At 31.3% G+C, this 19395-nt stretch carries 20 protein-coding genes; 7 read left to right on the forward strand and 13 right to left on the reverse strand.

What is annotated here, in order from left to right; translation table 11 throughout:
- Window positions 1–2: 2 nt before the first annotated feature.
- The 5 genes from pfkB to norA all read right to left on the reverse strand — a co-directional run bounded on the left by pfkB (window position 3) and on the right by norA (window position 4460).
- On the reverse strand, window positions 3–923 hold the full coding sequence (pfkB, locus tag FNL83_RS10085; RefSeq protein WP_002438878.1) for a 1-phosphofructokinase: 921 nt from the start codon (window positions 921–923) through the stop codon (window positions 3–5).
- Window positions 920–1678: a DeoR/GlpR family DNA-binding transcription regulator gene (locus FNL83_RS10090; RefSeq protein WP_002438877.1), complete on the reverse strand. Its 759-nt coding sequence runs from the start codon at window positions 1676–1678 to the stop codon at window positions 920–922. The genes pfkB and FNL83_RS10090 overlap by 4 nt, the downstream gene beginning before the upstream one ends.
- A gap of 230 nt (window positions 1679–1908) precedes the next feature.
- On the reverse strand, window positions 1909–2391 hold the full coding sequence (ybaK, locus tag FNL83_RS10100) for a Cys-tRNA(Pro) deacylase (RefSeq protein WP_001830357.1): 483 nt from the start codon (window positions 2389–2391) through the stop codon (window positions 1909–1911).
- A gap of 113 nt (window positions 2392–2504) precedes the next feature.
- A complete protein-coding gene (locus tag FNL83_RS10105) occupies window positions 2505–2975 on the reverse strand; it encodes a hypothetical protein (RefSeq protein ID WP_001830333.1) in 471 nt (156 codons plus the stop codon).
- 321 nt (window positions 2976–3296) lie between these two features.
- Window positions 3297–4460, reverse strand: a complete 1164-nt coding sequence (gene norA, locus FNL83_RS10110; RefSeq protein WP_001830321.1) for a multidrug efflux MFS transporter NorA — start codon at window positions 4458–4460, stop codon at window positions 3297–3299.
- A 409-nt stretch (window positions 4461–4869) separates the two neighbouring features.
- Here norA and FNL83_RS10115 point away from each other — a divergent pair, with 409 nt between their 5' ends.
- Together FNL83_RS10115 and FNL83_RS10120 are read left to right on the forward strand one after the other, a co-directional pair.
- Entirely contained in the window at window positions 4870–5487 is a 618-nt protein-coding gene (locus FNL83_RS10115; protein ID WP_002438866.1) for a DUF1361 domain-containing protein, read from the forward strand.
- On the forward strand, window positions 5484–5753 hold the full coding sequence (locus FNL83_RS10120) for a hypothetical protein (protein WP_002438864.1): 270 nt from the start codon (window positions 5484–5486) through the stop codon (window positions 5751–5753). The genes FNL83_RS10115 and FNL83_RS10120 overlap by 4 nt, the downstream gene beginning before the upstream one ends.
- Before the next feature lie 49 nt (window positions 5754–5802).
- On the opposite strand, the gene FNL83_RS10125 is transcribed toward FNL83_RS10120, so the two are convergent.
- The 5 genes from FNL83_RS10125 to FNL83_RS10145 all read right to left on the reverse strand — a co-directional run bounded on the left by FNL83_RS10125 (window position 5803) and on the right by FNL83_RS10145 (window position 11374).
- Window positions 5803–7176, reverse strand: coding sequence for a cryptochrome/photolyase family protein (locus tag FNL83_RS10125; RefSeq protein WP_001830324.1), 1374 nt, complete (start codon window positions 7174–7176; stop codon window positions 5803–5805).
- A 196-nt stretch (window positions 7177–7372) separates the two neighbouring features.
- Entirely contained in the window at window positions 7373–8929 is a 1557-nt protein-coding gene (locus tag FNL83_RS10130; RefSeq protein ID WP_002489727.1) for an SLC13 family permease, read from the reverse strand.
- Window positions 8930–9062: 133 nt separating this feature from the next.
- Window positions 9063–10004 carry a malate dehydrogenase gene (mdh, locus tag FNL83_RS10135; protein ID WP_002438862.1) on the reverse strand — a complete coding sequence of 314 codons (942 nt, stop codon included), beginning with the start codon at window positions 10002–10004 and terminating at the stop codon, window positions 9063–9065.
- Window positions 10005–10132: 128 nt separating this feature from the next.
- On the reverse strand, window positions 10133–10426 hold the full coding sequence (locus FNL83_RS10140) for a hypothetical protein (RefSeq protein ID WP_001830319.1): 294 nt from the start codon (window positions 10424–10426) through the stop codon (window positions 10133–10135).
- Window positions 10427–10447: 21 nt separating this feature from the next.
- Window positions 10448–11374 carry a CobW family GTP-binding protein gene (locus FNL83_RS10145; RefSeq protein ID WP_001830339.1) on the reverse strand — a complete coding sequence of 309 codons (927 nt, stop codon included), beginning with the start codon at window positions 11372–11374 and terminating at the stop codon, window positions 10448–10450.
- Window positions 11375–11594: 220 nt separating this feature from the next.
- Between FNL83_RS10145 and mgrA the strand changes: the two genes are divergently transcribed.
- Window positions 11595–12038, forward strand: coding sequence for a global transcriptional regulator MgrA (mgrA, locus tag FNL83_RS10155; RefSeq protein WP_001830335.1), 444 nt, complete (start codon window positions 11595–11597; stop codon window positions 12036–12038).
- A 236-nt stretch (window positions 12039–12274) separates the two neighbouring features.
- Here mgrA and cydC read toward each other — a convergent pair whose 3' ends face one another.
- Both cydC and FNL83_RS10165 read right to left on the reverse strand, forming a co-directional pair.
- Window positions 12275–13972 (reverse strand): thiol reductant ABC exporter subunit CydC, encoded by a 1698-nt coding sequence (gene cydC / locus FNL83_RS10160; RefSeq protein ID WP_002489726.1) that lies wholly within the window; start codon window positions 13970–13972, stop codon window positions 12275–12277.
- Window positions 13969–15603 carry an ABC transporter ATP-binding protein/permease gene (locus FNL83_RS10165; protein WP_002455988.1) on the reverse strand — a complete coding sequence of 545 codons (1635 nt, stop codon included), beginning with the start codon at window positions 15601–15603 and terminating at the stop codon, window positions 13969–13971. The genes cydC and FNL83_RS10165 overlap by 4 nt, the downstream gene beginning before the upstream one ends.
- Window positions 15604–15813: 210 nt before the next feature.
- On the opposite strand from FNL83_RS10165, the gene FNL83_RS10170 reads away from it, so the two are divergent.
- Entirely contained in the window at window positions 15814–16686 is an 873-nt protein-coding gene (locus FNL83_RS10170) for an undecaprenyl-diphosphate phosphatase (RefSeq protein WP_001832082.1), read from the forward strand.
- A 282-nt stretch (window positions 16687–16968) separates the two neighbouring features.
- On the opposite strand, the gene FNL83_RS10175 is transcribed toward FNL83_RS10170, so the two are convergent.
- The gene (locus tag FNL83_RS10175; RefSeq protein WP_001832179.1) at window positions 16969–17433 is read right to left on the reverse strand and encodes a GyrI-like domain-containing protein; all 465 of its coding nucleotides are present in this window, start codon (window positions 17431–17433) and stop codon (window positions 16969–16971) included.
- Window positions 17434–17629: 196 nt separating this feature from the next.
- On the opposite strand from FNL83_RS10175, the gene FNL83_RS10180 reads away from it, so the two are divergent.
- From FNL83_RS10180 to FNL83_RS10190, 3 genes are read left to right on the forward strand one after another with little or no spacing between them, the layout of a single operon-like run.
- Window positions 17630–18310 carry a hypothetical protein gene (locus FNL83_RS10180; RefSeq protein ID WP_001832119.1) on the forward strand — a complete coding sequence of 227 codons (681 nt, stop codon included), beginning with the start codon at window positions 17630–17632 and terminating at the stop codon, window positions 18308–18310.
- Window positions 18311–18312: 2 nt separating this feature from the next.
- Window positions 18313–18762, forward strand: coding sequence for a YaiI/YqxD family protein (locus FNL83_RS10185; RefSeq protein WP_001832102.1), 450 nt, complete (start codon window positions 18313–18315; stop codon window positions 18760–18762).
- A gap of 10 nt (window positions 18763–18772) precedes the next feature.
- Entirely contained in the window at window positions 18773–19339 is a 567-nt protein-coding gene (locus FNL83_RS10190) for an LOG family protein (protein WP_001832158.1), read from the forward strand.
- The last annotated feature ends 56 nt before the right edge of the window (window positions 19340–19395 follow it).

The following is a 19395-nucleotide window of genomic DNA, read 5'->3' on the forward strand; positions in this document are numbered from 1 at the left end:
TTTCACTCCCCATCAAGTACAGAAATTGTCACTTGAGATTTAATATTTTCTATAGCATCTCTTGTCGCTAAATCTTCTGAAAAAGCAGTCGCTGTTCCTGAAGCTACGGCCTGTTGAAAAGCTTCATCTATATTAAGACCCATGGACAACCCTGCTACCATACCTGCCACTGTACTATCACCAGATCCTACTGTATTAACTACATGTCCTTGTGGATTCACAGCTTTAATGCTTTGATGTTGATCAACATATATTGCACCATCGCCACCAAGTGAAATGATGACTGATTGTGCCCCTTTTTTCAAAATTTCTTTACCATATTTTATAACATCTTCATCACTCTTGACTGTAGTGTTAAACATTACTTCTAATTCATCTTTGTTTGGTTTAATAAATAATGGTCGATATGGTAATACTGTTTCAACAAGATCTTTTTCTGCATCAACAACTAGTTGCGCACCAGTTTTTTCAGTGATTTGTGCTATTTGTGCATAAGCATCACTTGGAATACTGTTCGGTACACTTCCAGCTACAATAACAATATCGTCGTTTGTAGTACGACGTATTTGAGATAAAAGTTGTTCAAATTGCGCGTGTGTCACTTTAGGTCCGGGTGCATTGATTTCTGTTTCTTGACCTGATTTTAGTTTTACATTAATACGCGTATCCTCATCTACTTGAACAAAATCTGATTGGATATTACTGTCCTCAAGTGTTTGAGCAATAAAATCTCCAGGGAAACCTCCTGAAAATCCTAAGGCTGTAGAATCAACATCTAAAGTTTTAAGTACTCTTGATACATTGATTCCCTTACCTCCTGCAAATTTATACGTTGCTTTTGCCCGGTTTAATCCTGATATTTCAAATCCATCAGTAAAAATGATGTAATCGATTGAAGGATTGAAGGTAACTGTATATATCATGATTTCCCTCCTATAAAATTAAATTCATTCATGTAAGCTTCAGTCATCTTGCTTTGCATTGCTTTTTGCGAAGTTATGATGCTAAGTCCATCTAAAATTGGAACTCTTGCAAAATAAATTTGATTAAACTTTGATTGATCGACAAGCACATATTTGTGATTTGATAGTTTCATAGCTGTTTCTTTAATCAAAGCTTCTTGTTCATCAGGGGTTGTTAATCCATATTTCACATCAATACCGTTCATTCCTATAAAAGCACGATCAAAACAATAACGTCTTAATGTTTCTAACGCGTTAGCACCAACTGTAGCCATTGTCGTAGGTTTAACTTGGCCACCAACCATTAAAGTTTTAATACCGTGCTTTAATAGTTCTTCAACATGTGTCATTCCGTTTGTTACAACAGTAATATCTTTTGCCTCAATATATTGAATTAACTCAAAAGTTGAGGAACCCGCATCTAGAAATATACATTCATGATCTTGGATATCACATGCAGCACGTTTAGCGATTTCTTGTTTTTCACGTAAATTCTGAGTTCTTTTTTCAGATAACTTAGGTTCCTTAACTCGATTTTGATGAATTGTAGCACCACCATGTACTCGTTGTAATTTACCCATATTCTGCAACTTAGATAAATCTCTTCGTATAGTTGATGCACTACATCCTGTTCTATCAACTAAATCTTGAAGTGTTAAAAAGTCCTTTTGAGTTAATTCTTGTAAAATTAAATTCTGTCGTTTTTCTGATATCACTGCTATACCTCCCCTAATTCACTTATATTGTAATGGCTACGCTTACATATTTCAATCAAAATCTTCCATTTTCAATCAAAAACAATCATTTTATGACAAAAATAAAAACACCTTTCAGATTAGGTGTTTGAAATGGATTGTATCATCACACTTTAAGACGTACATTTTAATTTTCAGAAATCATTTTCTAAGTATTAAATAATGTTGAAACATTAAATGTCTATATACGTTTAATTCTGTGTAATAGATTCTACCTGAGCCTTTGTCATGTCAATTAAATCATTCACATGAATGATAATTTGCATTCCTCTTTGACCTCCGCTAATATAAACTTTTTCTAAATTTTTAGCGGAAGCATCAATCGTCGTTTTAAAGGAATGTTTCATACCGATAGGTGAACATCCTCCTCTAACATACCCTGTTACTTGTTTTAATTGATCGAGAGGCATTAAATTCAATTTCTTTTCATTAACAACATGAGCCGCCTTCTTCATATCTAAGGTTTCATTAACTGGAATGACAAAAACATAGTGTTCATGATTGGAATTCTCTAGTACAAGTGTTTTAAAGACTTCTTCTATTTTAGCACCTACGAGTTGTGCAATCTCTTCTCCATGTTGATGCTTGTCAGTAACTTCGTAAGTATTCATTTGATAATTAATTTTAGCTCTATCTAAAATCCGCATTGCATTTGTTTTTTTAGTTTTAGACATATTCTCACCCTTTATAACAATCATTCACATCTCATTTTAACATGAAAACTTTATTTCATTTACACTAACACTATTAAAAAACACCCTTTCTTATATAGAAGAAAGCGTGTTAATTAATGATTATTGATGTTTGATGCATGTACAGTCCCACTTTTATTGACTTTAACCTTAGTTTGATGAAGTTTATTTTCACTAGAAAATACATATACTGAATGAAGCGACTCGTTGAAAGTACGCTCTATATTATATTTTTTGCTTAAATGATTCTCAGCGTAATTCAAAGCAATTACTTTACATTCCTGTGGGTTGAAATCATAAGATGCTTGCGTTCTTACACTTTGTTGATTTGTTTTATTAACATTCTTTTGGTGATCAGAGTTTTTTTCTGAAGCTTCAGCAACATGATTCATATTTAAGTTAGGGAATATATCGTTATGAGATACTGTTTTCACTTTAGTAAAAGTACAAATTGTTTTATGGACTTTCGCTAATGCATTTTGGTTTGTAGCTAAAAATAATAAAAGTACTAAACAAATTGATAAAATAACTGCAACAGAACTTAAAAATAAGTTTTTCAATTTCATCTCCTTACCCACATTTCTCTTAAGATTTATTCTATCTTAACACAACAACTTTTAATAAAAGATATGTAGATTACAATTTAAATAGATTGTAATATTTGTAACACTAACATTAATATAGTTGTTATTTTTGTTACATAAACCACTAATAACTCATAATCTTTTAAAACTTATATTTGAGATAACATCAACTTTACATTACAAGTTATAAAACAAAAGAAGTGGGACACAGAATTCGTCTTGAACACTGTGTCCCACCTCGTCCCCAAAACTTGCTCTGTCCGTAGAATTTCTCGGCGAAATTCTCTTTGTTGGGGCCCCGTATTAATTTGCTTCTTTACGGCGTGACTTAAGTCCTTTTTCAATAAAAATAATGATAATTCCACTTAATGAAACCGCAATAGCCATATATAAAGGAAACTCTAAATTAACATCGAATAATGCACCAGCTACAAGAGGACCTATAAAGTTACCCATACTGGTAAAAGTTGAATTCAATCCACCTGCAAAACCTTGCCGTTTGCCTGCTATATTCGAGAAGTAATTGGTTAAAGCTGGTCTAATCATATCAAAACCTATAAAAACAACAAAGCTAATAATCATAATCGTCCAATAACCGTTTGCAAGCACTAACATAACGAGAACAATGGCTGAATATAGTAATGACCATGCAATAAAATTAAGTTCACTCATATATTTCATAAATTTATCAAAGAAGAATACTTGGAATAATGCGCCAAACACGCCTCCACCGATAATAGCTATCGAAATATCTTTAGGAGTATAATTTACTTTGTCAGCTGTATATAAAGAAAATAATGTTTCAAAAGCAGATAAACCAAATGCTAATACAAGTGTTAATATGACTGGAGTAATAAATACTTTCCAATTAATTTTAGTGAATAATTCAGGTTGATATTGGTGGAATCCATCTGTAGTTGCTTTTTGAGGATTATGAATTAATAAAACTGACATAATGAATGCAACAACACCTAATGTTCCAGCAACATAGAAAGGTAATCTATGTGAAATTTCAGCTAAAAAGCCTCCAAATCCAGGTCCTAATATAAAACCTGAATTAATAATTGCCGACATGTAACCAAAGTTTTTAGCTTTATCAGCTCCTGGAGAAATATCTGCAATCATACCTGTTACACCAGGCATGACCATGCCTGCACTAAAGCCACCTAAAACACGTGAAATGATTAAAATGGTAAAACTTTGACCGGCTGCGAACATAAATTCAGAGACAGCAAAGAATACTAAACCGATACATATAATTAATTTTTTACCCAATTTATCAGCTAGTGTCCCACCAAATGGTGAAATAATCATTTGTGATAATGCAAAAGCAGCAACTAGCATTCCTAAGTCACTACCTTTTAATCCTAAATCCTTCAAATATACAGGAAGTACAGGAATAACTAATCCAATCCCTAAAAATATAAGAAATATATTAAAATAAAGAATGAATAATTGTTTTTTCATAGGAACCCCCCTTTTTTTCTAATATAGTAAGCATACCAATAATTTTGAAATTTATCGCAAATTTATTTTTAATGTCCCACATAAGAACTTTACTTTACTAAAAGTTTCTACATTGTATAACAATTTAACGTGACATGACAATCATTTTGAAAAACTTTAATTTTTAAATTTCACTAAACTCTAATTTTTTAGTTAAAAATTTAACATATAATTAAACGAACCTGTATCTTCATAAACTTTCGACAAAACCTTTATCCAATTGACTAAAGTCTAATGAACATACGGTATAATTTTTCTTCGCTTTCACATCTGTATAAACAGAAAACACCTCAAATTGTTTGAAATGCCTCACTGTAAAAGTTATCATTAACTCTCGATTATCAAACTCTATAGAAAGTAGTGCGTGGTTATGCAATCTCGTTACTTTGCAAGAATATACTTTATTATCTTATTTGTTATATCTATGACTGAATCACATATTTTTAACTTTATGACGTTAAATTTATTTTTAGCATACGTGCCATTTGAACTTTGTCTACTTTTAAAATTGTTCAAACCAGTCAAAGCTTTTGAATGGCCCTTATTTATTGTTTTCGGACTCATATTTCTATTATTAGTTCCAAACACATTTTATATGATTACCGATCTCATACACTTAAACCAATTTCAATTTAACTTTTTAGCTGGATTAAACATCACAGAATGGATTTATTTCACCTATTTAATACTTGGCGTACTCTTAGCAATATACCTCACAATTCTTATATTTTTAGAAATTGCACATTTTACGTCTTATGTATGGTTAAATCGACTATTGATAGTTATATTAATGTTCTTAAATGGATTAGGTATTTACATCGGTCGATTCTTAAGATTACATACTGTCTATTTATTAAATGCACCTTTAAAAATTGTGAAAGAGGTTTTTTTAATCATAGATGTTAAAGCGTTACTATTTGTCGTTTTAATGGTGCTCATACAAGCAACAGTCATATTGTTTATTAAAGGGGTGAGATTATACCAATGATAATTGAAGTAATTTTAATGGTATGTCTCATCATTATTCAACTTATGATAGGTCATTTATGGCATCAAATAGGATGGAGTTATACTAAAGCTATTTTATTAATGTGTTTACCGTTAGGGATAGGATTATATTTGATGCAATTATTTTATTATGAGCCCCGTTATACAAATTGGGAAGTACCTTTGAAAACTAAATTAAATCTTAAATATATGTATATTTTAACTTTGTTAGAATATATTTTAATCTATGTTTGCTTTTTTATGTAACTAGATAAAGATCTGAACACCTATATACTGTTGTTCAGATCTTTTTTATTTAATCTAATGCTTTGAATTCTGACATTACACGTTGTCTACTTTCTTTGTGATCAATCATTTGTTTAGGATAGTCTTTACCTATTTCAACACCTTGCCCCTTTATTTGTTGCTCGAATTTATGAGTATCGTGTAAATACTTAGCATCTACCTGATTTAATCTTGGAATGTAAGTTTTTATATATCGTGCATTATTATCAAAACGCTCGCTTTGTCTTATAGGATTAAACATTCTAAAGTATGGTACAGCATCTGTTCCAGTAGAAGCTGACCACTGCCATCCGTGAACATTTGAAGCTGCATCATAATCTATTAATTTTTGTTTGAAAAATGACTCACCCCAAATCCAGTCAATAAACAAATCTTTAGTTAAAAATTGAGAAACTACCATTCTCATGCGATTATGCATAAATCCAGTTGTTTTAAGTTCCTCCATTGCTGCATCAATAATTGGAAAACCAGTATTCCCATCTTTCCACAGTTTAAAATTCTCTTCATTATAAGACCATTTCAATTGTTGGTATTTTTCTTTAAAAGCAACATGAGCTGTTTCGGGATAATTGGTCATTAATACATAATAAAACTCTCTAAAAATCAATTCACGTATAAAAGTTTCGTAATTTTGTTCATTTTTATCATAATTTTGAAGTAAATCGTTGAAAACTTGTATAATATCTATCATTCCATAAGCTAAGTAAATACTTAGTTGGCTTGTTAATACTTCAGGCAAGTATTCCCTGTTTTCTTTATAATTTTCGATATCTTGAGATAAAAATTCAGACCAACGATTTTGAACATCACGTTCACTTATACCATATGAATGATAATCTTCTTTAATTTTATGTTGAGATTTCACTACAACCTTTGAAATATCTTCTAAATGATAGTCATATTCATCTCTAATCATTAAGTAAGGACGCCATTTTCTATAAAAACTGGTAAATACTTTATATGGTTCCCCTTGTTTATTATGTGTTTTGCGGGGGTTAAAATAATGATTTGCTCTTAATGATATTACTTGAATATTAGCTTGTTTAAATCGTTTCCTTTGATGTAAAATGTCATATTCTTCGTGATGATAACTCATAATATCACCTGCAACAACAACTTTGTCTATAGCTTGTTTTTTACAAAAGTCTATTAATTTATCATAAGACATCAAAAAGGGTTCTATATCATATCGTTGTAGTTCATACATAAACTTCTGTATGGACCCATAATAGTATTGTGCTTTCTTTTTTGCTTCTTCTTCAAACTCTTCAGTTGGAATAATAAAATAACAATGATTTATAGATTCTTTATTACTATATATATAATCAAATAATGGATTATTATTTAGCCTAAAAACTCTATTTAATATGACACCTATAGCCATTAGATTTTACCACCTAACATCAATTTTTTGTTATTCTCTAATACTAAATTCTATTTACATTCATATATTTTTTATACGATACATTTCAACTATTAAGATTAACTTGCCACGAGTTTATAAAAAATGTCTCGTAAAGTTAAAATATTAAACTTTACGAGACATTTATAATTATCATTTTAATACCTAAATCTTTTACTTACACTAAACCAAGCCATTTCCAATACGTTAAACTAAATACGATAACTAAAATATAACCTACTATCGTTAAAGGTATACCTGTCTTTAAAAAATCCTTTACGGTAAAAGTCCCAGTACCATATGCAAGCATATTTTGTGGTGCACTGACAGGTAGTAGGAAACCAAAACTAATCACAAATTGTTGTATTAATACAAAACCAATAGCATGATCACCTAAATTTAGCGTTGAAGTCAAAGAAATAAACACAGGTATTAACGCAGAGGCTAAGCTCGTTGCACTTGCAAAACCTAAATGTATTAATATATTAAATAAGGTAATTAACGCAATAGTTGCTATGATCGGTAAATGTTTAAGACCCATCAAACCAAATGTTTGATCACTTAACCATTGAGCGGCTCCTGTTTTAAGTAATACATTACCAAGTGAGATTCCTACACCAAATACTATAATCGTCCCCCAAGGAATCTTCTTTTCAACACCTTTCCAAGTAATAACACCAATCTTTGGCATTAGCATAATACCTAGAGCAACTAGTGTAATCGAAGCTGAATCAATCGGATGCAATACTTTCTCAGTCGACCAGAAGAATAATAAAAGCACTGAAATCACAATTAGTCGCCATTCTCTATGACTGACTGGTCCTAATTTATTAAGTTCCTTTTTAATTAACTCTTTTCCACCTTCAATTGCATCATGTTCAGGTGGCATAAACTTAATCATTATAAAATAAAGAGCTATAGACATAATGATTGACCACGGCGCAGCATATAAAAACCACTCTCCCCATGATACATCATGTCCTAAATTTTGGTTAATAAAATTGATGGCTACAATATTTTGTGCTGCAGCCGTTTTAATACCTATATTCCATATCGAAACTGCTTGTACAGCAGTAATAATTAATAATGAAGCAAGTCTACTATCCTTACTCACATTAAATGCAGCAATCATTCCCAGTAATATTGGGACAACTGCACCAGCACGTGCTGTAGCTGATGGTACAAAGAATGCTAGAACAATAGATACTAAAATAGCACCAATGACTATATTTCTAGTTTTATTTCCAACAATTGATAGCACAAATAATGCAAGTCGTTTATGTAAATTGGTTTCCTGCATAGCTACTGCTAAAAATAATGCTGCAGCTACAAGTGCTACGGCTGAGGTTGAAAAACCACTAAAAGCGTGACTAAGCGCGTTATTCGTTCCTAAAATATCGCTACCTTTTAGTATTATGTCGCCACTTTTAGGGTTTCCAAGTTTTTCGGATAAATCTTGAACTGGACTTAAACCTAGTAAAAGTATCATTAATCCTAAAATTAATGTTGCAGAAACTGGATAAGTAACTGCTTCTGTAACCCACATAACTACAGCGAAAGCTAAAATAGCTAGTGCTGCTTTAGCCATTACAGGTAATCCTGCTGGTGTGGGTAATAACAAGATTGTAATTAAAATAATAAAACTAATGATAATCCACACAGGTTTATAACTTTTTTTAGACTTTTTATCATGATATTTTTCAGTATGAGCTTGATATTGGTCCCCTTTAGCCATTTTAATCGTCTCCTTATTCTATGAATATATGTTCATTATATCAAGAAAGCGCTTTTATAAATCAACGAAAAAATACCCTTTACACAATTTTCACAAAAATCTAACAATTTAAGATGTAGAACTTCATAATTATTTATTTGAATTTTAGTGAGTTTTTGACTTCACTCACAGCTTGCGCAGAGTGTTGTAGTTGTTGATACTCATCATTATTCATATCTACCTCTATAATCTTTTCTATTCCTTGATATCCTATTATAGTAGGAACTCCGAAACAAATATCTGAACAACCGTATTCTCCCTCTAGATAAGCAATACTTGGTAATAACCGTTTCCGATCATTAAAAATTGCATCTATAGTTTCATATATAGCAGTTGCTGGTGCATAATATGCTGAGCCTTGACCTAGTAATGCAACAATTTCTGCACCACCCTTACGTGTACGTTCAACAATTTGATCAATCTTTTCTTCAGAAATAAGATGCTTAACTGGAATCCCATTAATGTGTGTGTTATTAATCAAAGGTAACATCGTATCACCATGTCCACCTAAAACAAACCCATTTACATCTTTGACAGACACGTTAAGTTCTTGAGCAATAAAAGTTCGATATCTTGCAGCGTCTAAAATTCCAGATTGACCAATAATACGTTCTTTAGGAAAACCTGATGCTTTAAATGCAGTATATGTCATAACATCAACCGGATTAGTCAATACAATAATTATTGAATGAGGTGCATACGTTGCAATTTGTAATGCAGTTTCTCGTACTATTTGTTCATTAGTTTGAACTAATTCTTCTCTTGTCATTCCTGATTTCCTAGGTATACCTGCAGTCATCACCACTATGTCTGAATCTTTAATATCTTCTATATTTACTGAACCATGTACAGATGTGTCAAACCCCCAAATGGGTCCGCTTTCTAAAATATCTAACGCCTTTCCTTTAGCCATACCCTCTGATTGCTGGCGTTCAATCAACACAATATCTCCTAATTCCTTTTGTGCAAGAATGAATGCTAGAGTCCCACCTGTATGTCCCGCGCCAATAATTGATATCTTTCTTCTATTGACCATAAGCAATGCCCCCTTGTTTAATTTTTTCTTTAAAAATCAAAAAGCTTTGCCACTTCATGTTAATTATAACATTGAAATGACAAAGCTTTTGAATACTTAAGTGAAATAAATATTTATATAATAACTGACTATCCAAAAATATCGTGATTTAATCCAAAAACATAAAGTAGTACAAAAAATGCTATACCACTTAATATTGTTAGTATTAAGGTTAATATAAGTGTACGTTTAAAATGTCTTATGAAGGCTATAAAAAGCATTCCTAAATTGTAAGCAAAGAATAGACCAAATAAGACCATTGTAATTTTTACATCAGTATAAAAAATATTAAATAATAAAACAATAAAGGCAAAACCTAAATATGGAAAAGTGATTAGGTTTCTTTCAAATTTAATTTGTTTGTTACGGTTATCTTCATTCATTTTTATCATACTCTCCTTGATTTATGAGAATTGCAAAACATCGAGTTTATTTTTTAGTCTGTTAACATCAAGTTGTTCACCAATCAATACTATTGTTAACGGATAATCCCCATTAATAACTTCATAATCCGGCATACCAAATGAATATTGAAACTCATATGTCACATTGGGTTCATCTTTAAATTGTACATATCCCTTTAATCTTAAAACATTATCAGGCATACGCAAAATAAATTGGTAAAATAATTGTCGGTCAATAGCTGTTGTAAATGTGTATTGCATACTATTTATACCATGGTGATGAGAATGTGTGTGTGTCATTACTAATTGATCACGAAATTGTGACAACTCCTCGATATTAACTTGTCCATAAGTAGTATATATTTTTGAACTATATTTGTTTACTTCGTTAAGTTGGTTCTTTAAAGCATCTCTGTCTTCAACAGATATTAAATCTAATTTATTAACGACGAGCACATCGCTTACCTCGAGTTGTTCTTCCATGAGACGCTTTGTGGAGTCAGTATACTGTTGTCTTTGTAAAAAGCGAAGTGCATCAACAATACTAACAACGTGGGGACGTTCAACAAACTGAACTATGCGAGGATCTTGACACGCCATAATCAATTCAATAGGATGCGCGATACCAGTTGCTTCTATTATAATATGGTCCGTTTCATGGTTGTGACTGAGCATCTCAATTTGTTGAACTAAATCTGATTTCATATCACAACAAACACAACCGTTCAACAATGGATACACTTTGACTAATTCACTCAAATGGTTACCATCTACATCAAATGATCCAAATTCGTTCATAATTACTGTTATTTTCTCATCAATTTTTAATAATTCATTAATATAATGTGTCAGGAACGTAGTTTTACCACTGCCTAAGAAACCGCTAACGATTGTGATTTTCAACTTTTCATTTTTATTATTTTTCATTTTAATATATCCTTTACTATTACAAATATTTTAATATATGATAACATAAATATTTAATTATCTTTTTACTTGATTTAATGTAAGATATCTTCTAAACTTTAAACATACTTTAATTTTAGCATGACATTGAATCATAGTGTTGTATATAAAACAAGCAACATAGATGGATTCCAATCCGAAAAAAAGAGAATACGGATAGAATGTCTGGAGGAGAACTTTAATGTCTGAACAACATAATTTAAAAGAGCAGCTATGCTTTAGTTTGTACAATGCTCAAAGACAAGTTAATCGCTACTATTCTAACAAAGTCTTTAAAAAGTACAATCTAACATACCCACAATTTCTTGTTTTAACAATATTATGGGATGAATCACCTGTTAACGTCAAAAAGGTCGTTACAGAATTAGCACTTGATACTGGAACTGTATCGCCATTACTCAAGAGAATGGAACAAGTTGATTTAATCAAACGTGAACGTTCTGAAGTAGATCAACGTGAAGTATTTATTCACTTAACAGACAAAAGTGAAATGATTAGGCCCGAATTAAGCAACGCATCTGAGAAAGTTGCAACCGCTTCTTCTTTATCTAAAGAAGAGGTCAAAGAACTTAATCGCTTATTAGGTAAAGTCATCGATGCATTTATCGAAACAAAAGAAAAGTAATGTGTTGCTGTCATGAAACTAAAGTTAAAGGTTAAGTTTTAAATACACTGTACACTCAAACATATTATATAATAAAGGTGGGGACAGAATTTGAATTAAATTCATGTCCTTCCTTGTGGTAACGAGAACTATGACTGAGAAGACTGAATACAAGTTCTTTTTCATCTTAGTCATCGACTACCAATATATAACAAAATCCTGAGACAAAATTTAGTGTCTCAGGATTTTGTTATATATTATTTAATTAAAAATTTCATTTCGTTTCCATTCATTTCTATTACTTTTTTTAAATAACCGTCATGCTGCATTAATTCTTGATATGAACCATTTTCTATTATTTCTCCGTCATTCATGACTATAATTTTATTAAATCTTGGAAGTATTTCTAAATCATGTGTAGCTATGATGAGTGTTTGGGATAAGGATTCAATCAAATTTATAATTTTTTCGGTATTATTAATATCTAGTGCTGTAGTAGGTTCATCTAATATCCAAAAACCGGCCGAAGGTCTTAATAGCAATCTCGCTAAACTTAGACGTTGAGCTTCCCCACCTGATAAATTGTGACCGTCTAACGTAACTATACTATCTAAATTTAAATATTCTAATCCAACATCTTCGAGAACCTTTTTGAGGTTATCATCTGATTGCTCAGAAAATAAATTATCACGAATTGAACCATCAAAAATATATTGAGATTGAAGCATTGCATTAAATGTTTGATATTTATCATTGTCATTGATACTGTTCATATCCTTACCATTTAATCTCACTTCTCCTTCTTCTATTTGATATAGCCCAAGTAATACATGAAGTAAAGTACTTTTACCTGATCCTGAAGGACCAATGATTGCCACCTTATCACCATATTCAATGGTTAGATTAATCTGTTTTAAAGTAGAATGATGTTGATGTTCATATTTAAATGTGACATTTTTAATTTCTAATAAAAGATTTTGCGAACGCTTTAAGTTTGTATGTTCTGAAGGAATTTTATACTTAGGTACAATAACCTCGTGTATCTCTTCAAGTGCCAGGTCTGTATCTGCTTTATAATATGCCACATTGCTCATAGGTACTGCTTGTTCAAATAAAGTTAATATCATCAATATAATACTTGTAATATAAATAGCATTGAGCTGACCATCATGAATCTGTTGCGCACCTAACATTAAACACATAAATATTGAGAACATCGCAATTAAGTTTAACAAGTAGTCATAAATAGAAAGAAATCGGCGTTCCTTAAGTTGCATATCATCAAATTGTCGTAAAGACTGGGAAACTGTATTTTTGAAGTCATCGCTGCGATTGAAACGTTTTAATTCTTCATGACCTTCTTTATAATCATAATATCTTTTAAGAAATGTTTTTTGCGTTTGGGTCACTTGTTGCTTTAATTTACGTGCTTTCATAGCACTTAACCAAGGAACAATCCATAAAGTTAATAACATACTTAAAGTAATCACTAATGCATGTAGTGGAGATAAAAACAACATAGTTATTACTGAAACAATTGCAGTTAATCCGATTACAATCGGTGGGTAATATACTCTCAGATATATGTTTTGTAAAGCTTCTACACGGCTTATCATTTTTGTAATAAGATCACTTGAATTAAATCTTCTATAGATATCTGGAACGACTGGATATAGCATTTTTAAAAATTGAACTCGTACATTACGTAACATTGTAAATGTCGTCTTGTGTGAAAGTAATCTTTCTATATAGCGTGTAATTGCTCTTAAAAAACCAAACAATTTAACAGATACAACTAAAATCATTAATGCATAAAGTGGCGCACCTAGCGCACTTTGAGTAATCATATAACCACTTAAAAAGAACATTGCTAATGTTACAATTCCGCTTAAAACACCTACCATGATAGCGCATATTAAATCTCTATCTATACTAAAATGAATATGTGATTTCATTGATCTATCTTCACCTCACTACGCGTAACAGAAATTATCGAATCATCTTTTATAAGATGACCACTTTCGATATATATACGCCGTGCTGAACTTCGAATGGTTGAATCACGGTGTGCAATAATAAACACTGTCGTTGTAGAAAAATGATGCTCTAATACTTGTTGTATGACCTTTTCAGTTTCAATATCTAATCCTATCGCTGGTTCATCAAAAATTACAATATCTGGTTTCAATAATAATAAACGACTTAACTCAATACGTCTCATTTGTCCACCTGATAACATTTCCCCACCTTCACCAATAGAAGTATAGATACCATATTTTAATGAAAGTACTTTCTCTTTTAACCCCACTTCATCAAGCACTTGAATCACTTGCTCATCACATATCTCATCATCATACATTGCAATATTATTTTTGATAGAATCTGCAAATATATGTGGGCGCTGACTTAGAAATCCGATATTTAATGATGCTTGGTTAAATGAAAGTGTTCCATGTGTGGGTGTTACTGATTGACTAAGCAACTTAGCTAAAGTGGATTTCCCTGCACCACTCGGTCCCACAATAGCGACCTTTTCTCCTTTATTTACCGAAAAAGAAATGTTTTTCAAAGCCATATGATTACTATTAGCGTATTGAAAATCAACATGCTTAATTAAAACTTGTTCAAACTGTTGCTCATCCACTTTTAATGTAGGAGAATCAGCTTTATCTTCAGATTCTAAAAATGAAAACACCACATCGCTAGCACCTTCACTTTGCTTACCTGTATGAAATGCTTGACCTAAATCTTTAATCGCATTATAAAATTCAGGAGCTAAAATAATCGCTATCGCTGCAGTCACAAAGTTGATATGGTTAAATACAACTAAGCTTAAAGCCGCTTCCAATGCGACCAATCCAATCCCTAACATACTTATGAACTCAAGCATAAGTCCTGATAAAAAGGCACTTTTCAAAATACGCATTGTTAAATCTCTAAAACGTGTACTGTCTTTATAAAGTTGTTGCTCAGATTGTTTCGTTTGATTTAAAAGTTTAAATGTAATAAGACCTTTAGCTGTATTTAAAAAACGTTGACTAAACTGGTTTAAATATGTCATTTGATCCTTTGACTCATCTCTTGTTTTAAGTCCAAAAATAACATAAAACAATGGAATAAAAGGTGCGGTAACTATCATAATAATAGCAGTAGGTAAATGAACAAAACACATGGTAATAATAATAACGATGGGAATCAACATTGATTTAAAGACTTGAGGTAAATAACTCTGAAAGAACGGACCGATACCATCAATACTTTCAGTTAAAATATTTATTTCTTCACCAATTGAACGGACACTTTTTTTCAAAATCACTTGTTCTCTAAGCATATGTTTTACTTTAAATGCCAAATGATCTCCTAAAAATTGAATCAGCATATTAAATGTTGCTCTTAAAATAAGAGAGATAAAAATAACTGATAACAATAATAATAAAGATTGTTGTTGATAATACAGTAAGTGATTTAAAAAGTGTGAAATTGAAATGTTTTGCGCAACGACCGTAAAAGATAAAAAAACGCTCATGATTAACATGAGTGTGGGGTATAATTTATAACTTAAAACCATTTTTGTTAGTTTTTTCACAATAATATCACCTACATATATTATAGAGTGTTTACAAAAAATTAAAATCAATTCGCTCACAGAATAATTCTAGTCACAACTTAATACATTTATAAGACTTTGGTCTAGTATTTAGATTGTAAACACCATCAATATGATTTTCTATGCTATGATAATATGGTATTTTGAGTACTAGTAATAAATTAATAGAGATAAGAAAGTGGGTAAAGTATGTTTTTACTTGAATTAATAAAAGGCATCATCTTAGGTATCGTAGAAGGACTTACCGAATTCGCCCCTGTTTCATCTACTGGGCACATGATACTTGTCGATGATATGTGGTTAAAGTCAACTAATTTTCTCGGTTCTCAATCAGCATTCACATTTAAAGTTGTTATACAGTTAGGTTCAGTATTTGCGGCCGCCTGGGTATTTAGAGAACGCTTCTTAGAAATTTTACATATTGGCCAACATAAACCTGAACCTTCCACTTCGGGAGACAGACGTTCAAAACCACGACGTCTGAATTTAATACATGTATTAGTAGGTATGGTCCCAGCAGGGATTTTAGGATTTTTATTTGATGATTTAATTGAAAAATACTTATTTAGTGTACCAACAGTCTTAATTGGTTTATTTATAGGTGCCATTTATATGATTATAGCTGATAAGTATTCTAAAACTGTTCAGCATCCTCAAACAGTAGATCAAATTAATTATTTCCAAGCATTTGTCATTGGTATCTCTCAAGCAATAGCTATGTGGCCTGGATTTAGTAGATCCGGTTCAACGATTTCAACAGGTGTTCTTATGAAATTGAATCATAAAGCTGCATCTGATTTCACTTTTATTATGTCGGTACCAATTATGTTAGCTGCAAGTGGATTATCTTTACTAAAACATTATGAGTATATTCATTTAGCACACATACCATTCTACATTTTAGGATTTTTAGCGGCATTTATTGTTGGATTAATTGCAATTAAAACATTCTTACACTTAATTAATAAAGTTAAGTTAGTACCTTTTGCTATTTATAGAATTGTCTTAGTTATTTTTATAGCAATCCTATACTTCGGATTCGGTATTGGCAAAGGAATTTAATAAAACGCACGTATGAAATACGTTAGTCTATTTCAATATTATAGAAATGATTGTATATCAACTTATCTTCAGTTTGTTTATCATCATTACGTATAAAATTGAAATATTGTAAGATGTTCCAGATTTTACTAGGTAATGAAAGTTACCAATCATTAAACTCTCGCCAGACAGGTGGGAGTTTTTTTATTAAACTTATATTTTCTTTATTATAAATAAAATGTGTTTTGTTGCTATAAAGGTTTTTAGTATGAATACTAAAATTATCGAAATTGTCTATGTTTTTTAATTTACTTCATAGATAGGCACTAACATTTCACACACTTTATCTGTTCCCTCTTCTTCAATGTATCTCTCTATAATTGGTTCATTTCTCATACGCAAATGACTTTCATTTAAAATATTTTCTAAATTGCTAAAGAACTTCTCTATATTTATTTTTGTATGACTAACTTTAAACACAGCATATATGCCACCTGTAAAATCTCTTTTAGATATTGTCTGATCATTTACTGTTTCATCTATTCTCAAAACAACGTCATATCTACATTGATTACTTTGAACGTGGAGAGGATTATCTAATGCTATACCTAACACACCGTATTTCTCAACATATTTCCAATAATGATTAGTCTGAATCCAATGCTTAAAAGTCTTCATCATTTCAAAGTTTTTATCACTTTGATAAGTACCTATCATTCTCATATAAACGACGCTACTGTCATCCAATTTTTCAATCTTATATTTCATATTATCGCCTCCACTGAGAAAGTAACCCGAGTTAAAATTTTTTTCAACATAAATTTTAAAATTTTGTTATACAATAAAGCGCTTTATGATGTTAATATGAAAATTTTATTTTCAACCATTCAACTAGTATCAATCGTTTATTTTCATGTATCATAGGGTATGAAAAAGAATAGTAAAAGTTATGGAGGCAACGTGTATGGACAAAAAGAAACTCATTAAAACACTTATCAATGTATTACCAATCGTTATCGTACCATTAGTAACTGAACGTAAGCGTATTAAAGAACATCCAGATGTACAGAAAGTAACTAATGCTACATCTAAAGCTACTTCAAAAACAACTTCTGCAATTTCAAATAAAGCTTCAGATGTCAAAGAGTACGTAGGAGATAAAAAGCAAGAATTTGATAATAAGCGTGAATTGAAGAAAATTGCGAAGGAAAATGATCCAGCCTACATTGAGAAAAAAGGCGAAAAATTAGCTAAACAAAATCGTAAAGAAGCAGACAAAATGGACAAAAAGCTTCAAAAGAATATTGAGAAACGTCATAAAGAAGAACAAAAACAACGTGAAGCTAATCAGAAACAACGTATTAAAGACATGAAAAAAACTCAAAAATACGAAGAGCAAGTTGGCTTAACTCCTGGTAAAATAGATCACGAAATTGAGAAAAAAGGCGAAAAACTAGAAAAAGATAATCGTAAAGATATTAAAAAATTAGATAAAAAGCTTCAAAAGAATATTGAAAAACGTCATAAAGAAGAACAAAAACAGCGTGAAGAAGCAGAGAAAGCTAGAAAAAAAGAATTTAAAAAATATGAAAATTACGTGGCTGACAGTGTCGTAAAACAACATAAGGAATCAAATCATTCTTAACCATGAAGACTAACGTAATTATAGATGGAGATGCTTGTCCTGTTGTTAATTCTGTCATTGAATTGACGAAAGGGACAGGCATTTTTGTTACAATTTTAAGAAGTTTTAGCCATTTTTCACAACAAATACAACCCGAACATGTAAAAATTGTATACGTTGATGACGGTCCCGATGCGGTAGACTATAAAATAGTCGAACTTGCTAGCAATAATGATATCGTCATCACACAAGATTATGGACTTGCTAGTCTACTGATAGACAAAGTACATACTGTCATGCATCATAAAGGAAATATTTATCACTCAAACAACATCCAAAGCTTATTAGATCAAAGATATCTAAATGCTCAAATAAGAAGACGAGGTGGTCGTCACAAAGGCCCTCCTCCCTTCACAACAGAGGATAGACTTAAATTCGAGCATGCTTTTAGAAAAATCATTAATCAAATATAGGAGGCATATTATGAAAAGAATTGCTGTTTATTGTGGTGCAAGTAAAGGGAAAAACCCATCTTATGTTAAAGAGGCATACGAATTAGGAAAATATATGGCTGAACAAGGATACGAGCTTGTATTCGGAGCAGGATCAGTCGGCATTATGGGAGCTATTCAAGATGGCATACTTGAGCATGGCGGTAAAGCTATCGGTGTCATGCCTAAAATGTTAGATGAACGAGAAATAACAAGCCAAAAAGTAAGTGAGCTTATATTAGTAGATTCTATGCATGAACGAAAAAATAAAATGACTGAACTTGCCGATGCTTTTATTATGGCTCCAGGCGGTGCTGGTTCATTAGAAGAATTTTTTGAAATGTATAGTTGGGCTCAAATTGGTATACACCAAAAGCCTATAGGTGTATTTAATTTAAATGGATTCTTTGAGCCACTACAACACTTAATCGACCATATGATTAAAGAAGGATTTATTGATGAGAAATATCAAAAGCTTGCACCTTTATATGATACTAAAGAATCACTCATCGAAGGACTTAAACATTACAAACCACTTGGTGTACGTACATACGATTAATAAAGTAAAAGGTAGAGAACCCACAAATGATTTCATCTAAAGAAACATTTGTGGGT

Origin of the sequence: Staphylococcus epidermidis, from assembly GCF_006742205.1 — a bacterium.
GTDB classification, from domain to species: domain Bacteria; phylum Bacillota; class Bacilli; order Staphylococcales; family Staphylococcaceae; genus Staphylococcus; species Staphylococcus epidermidis.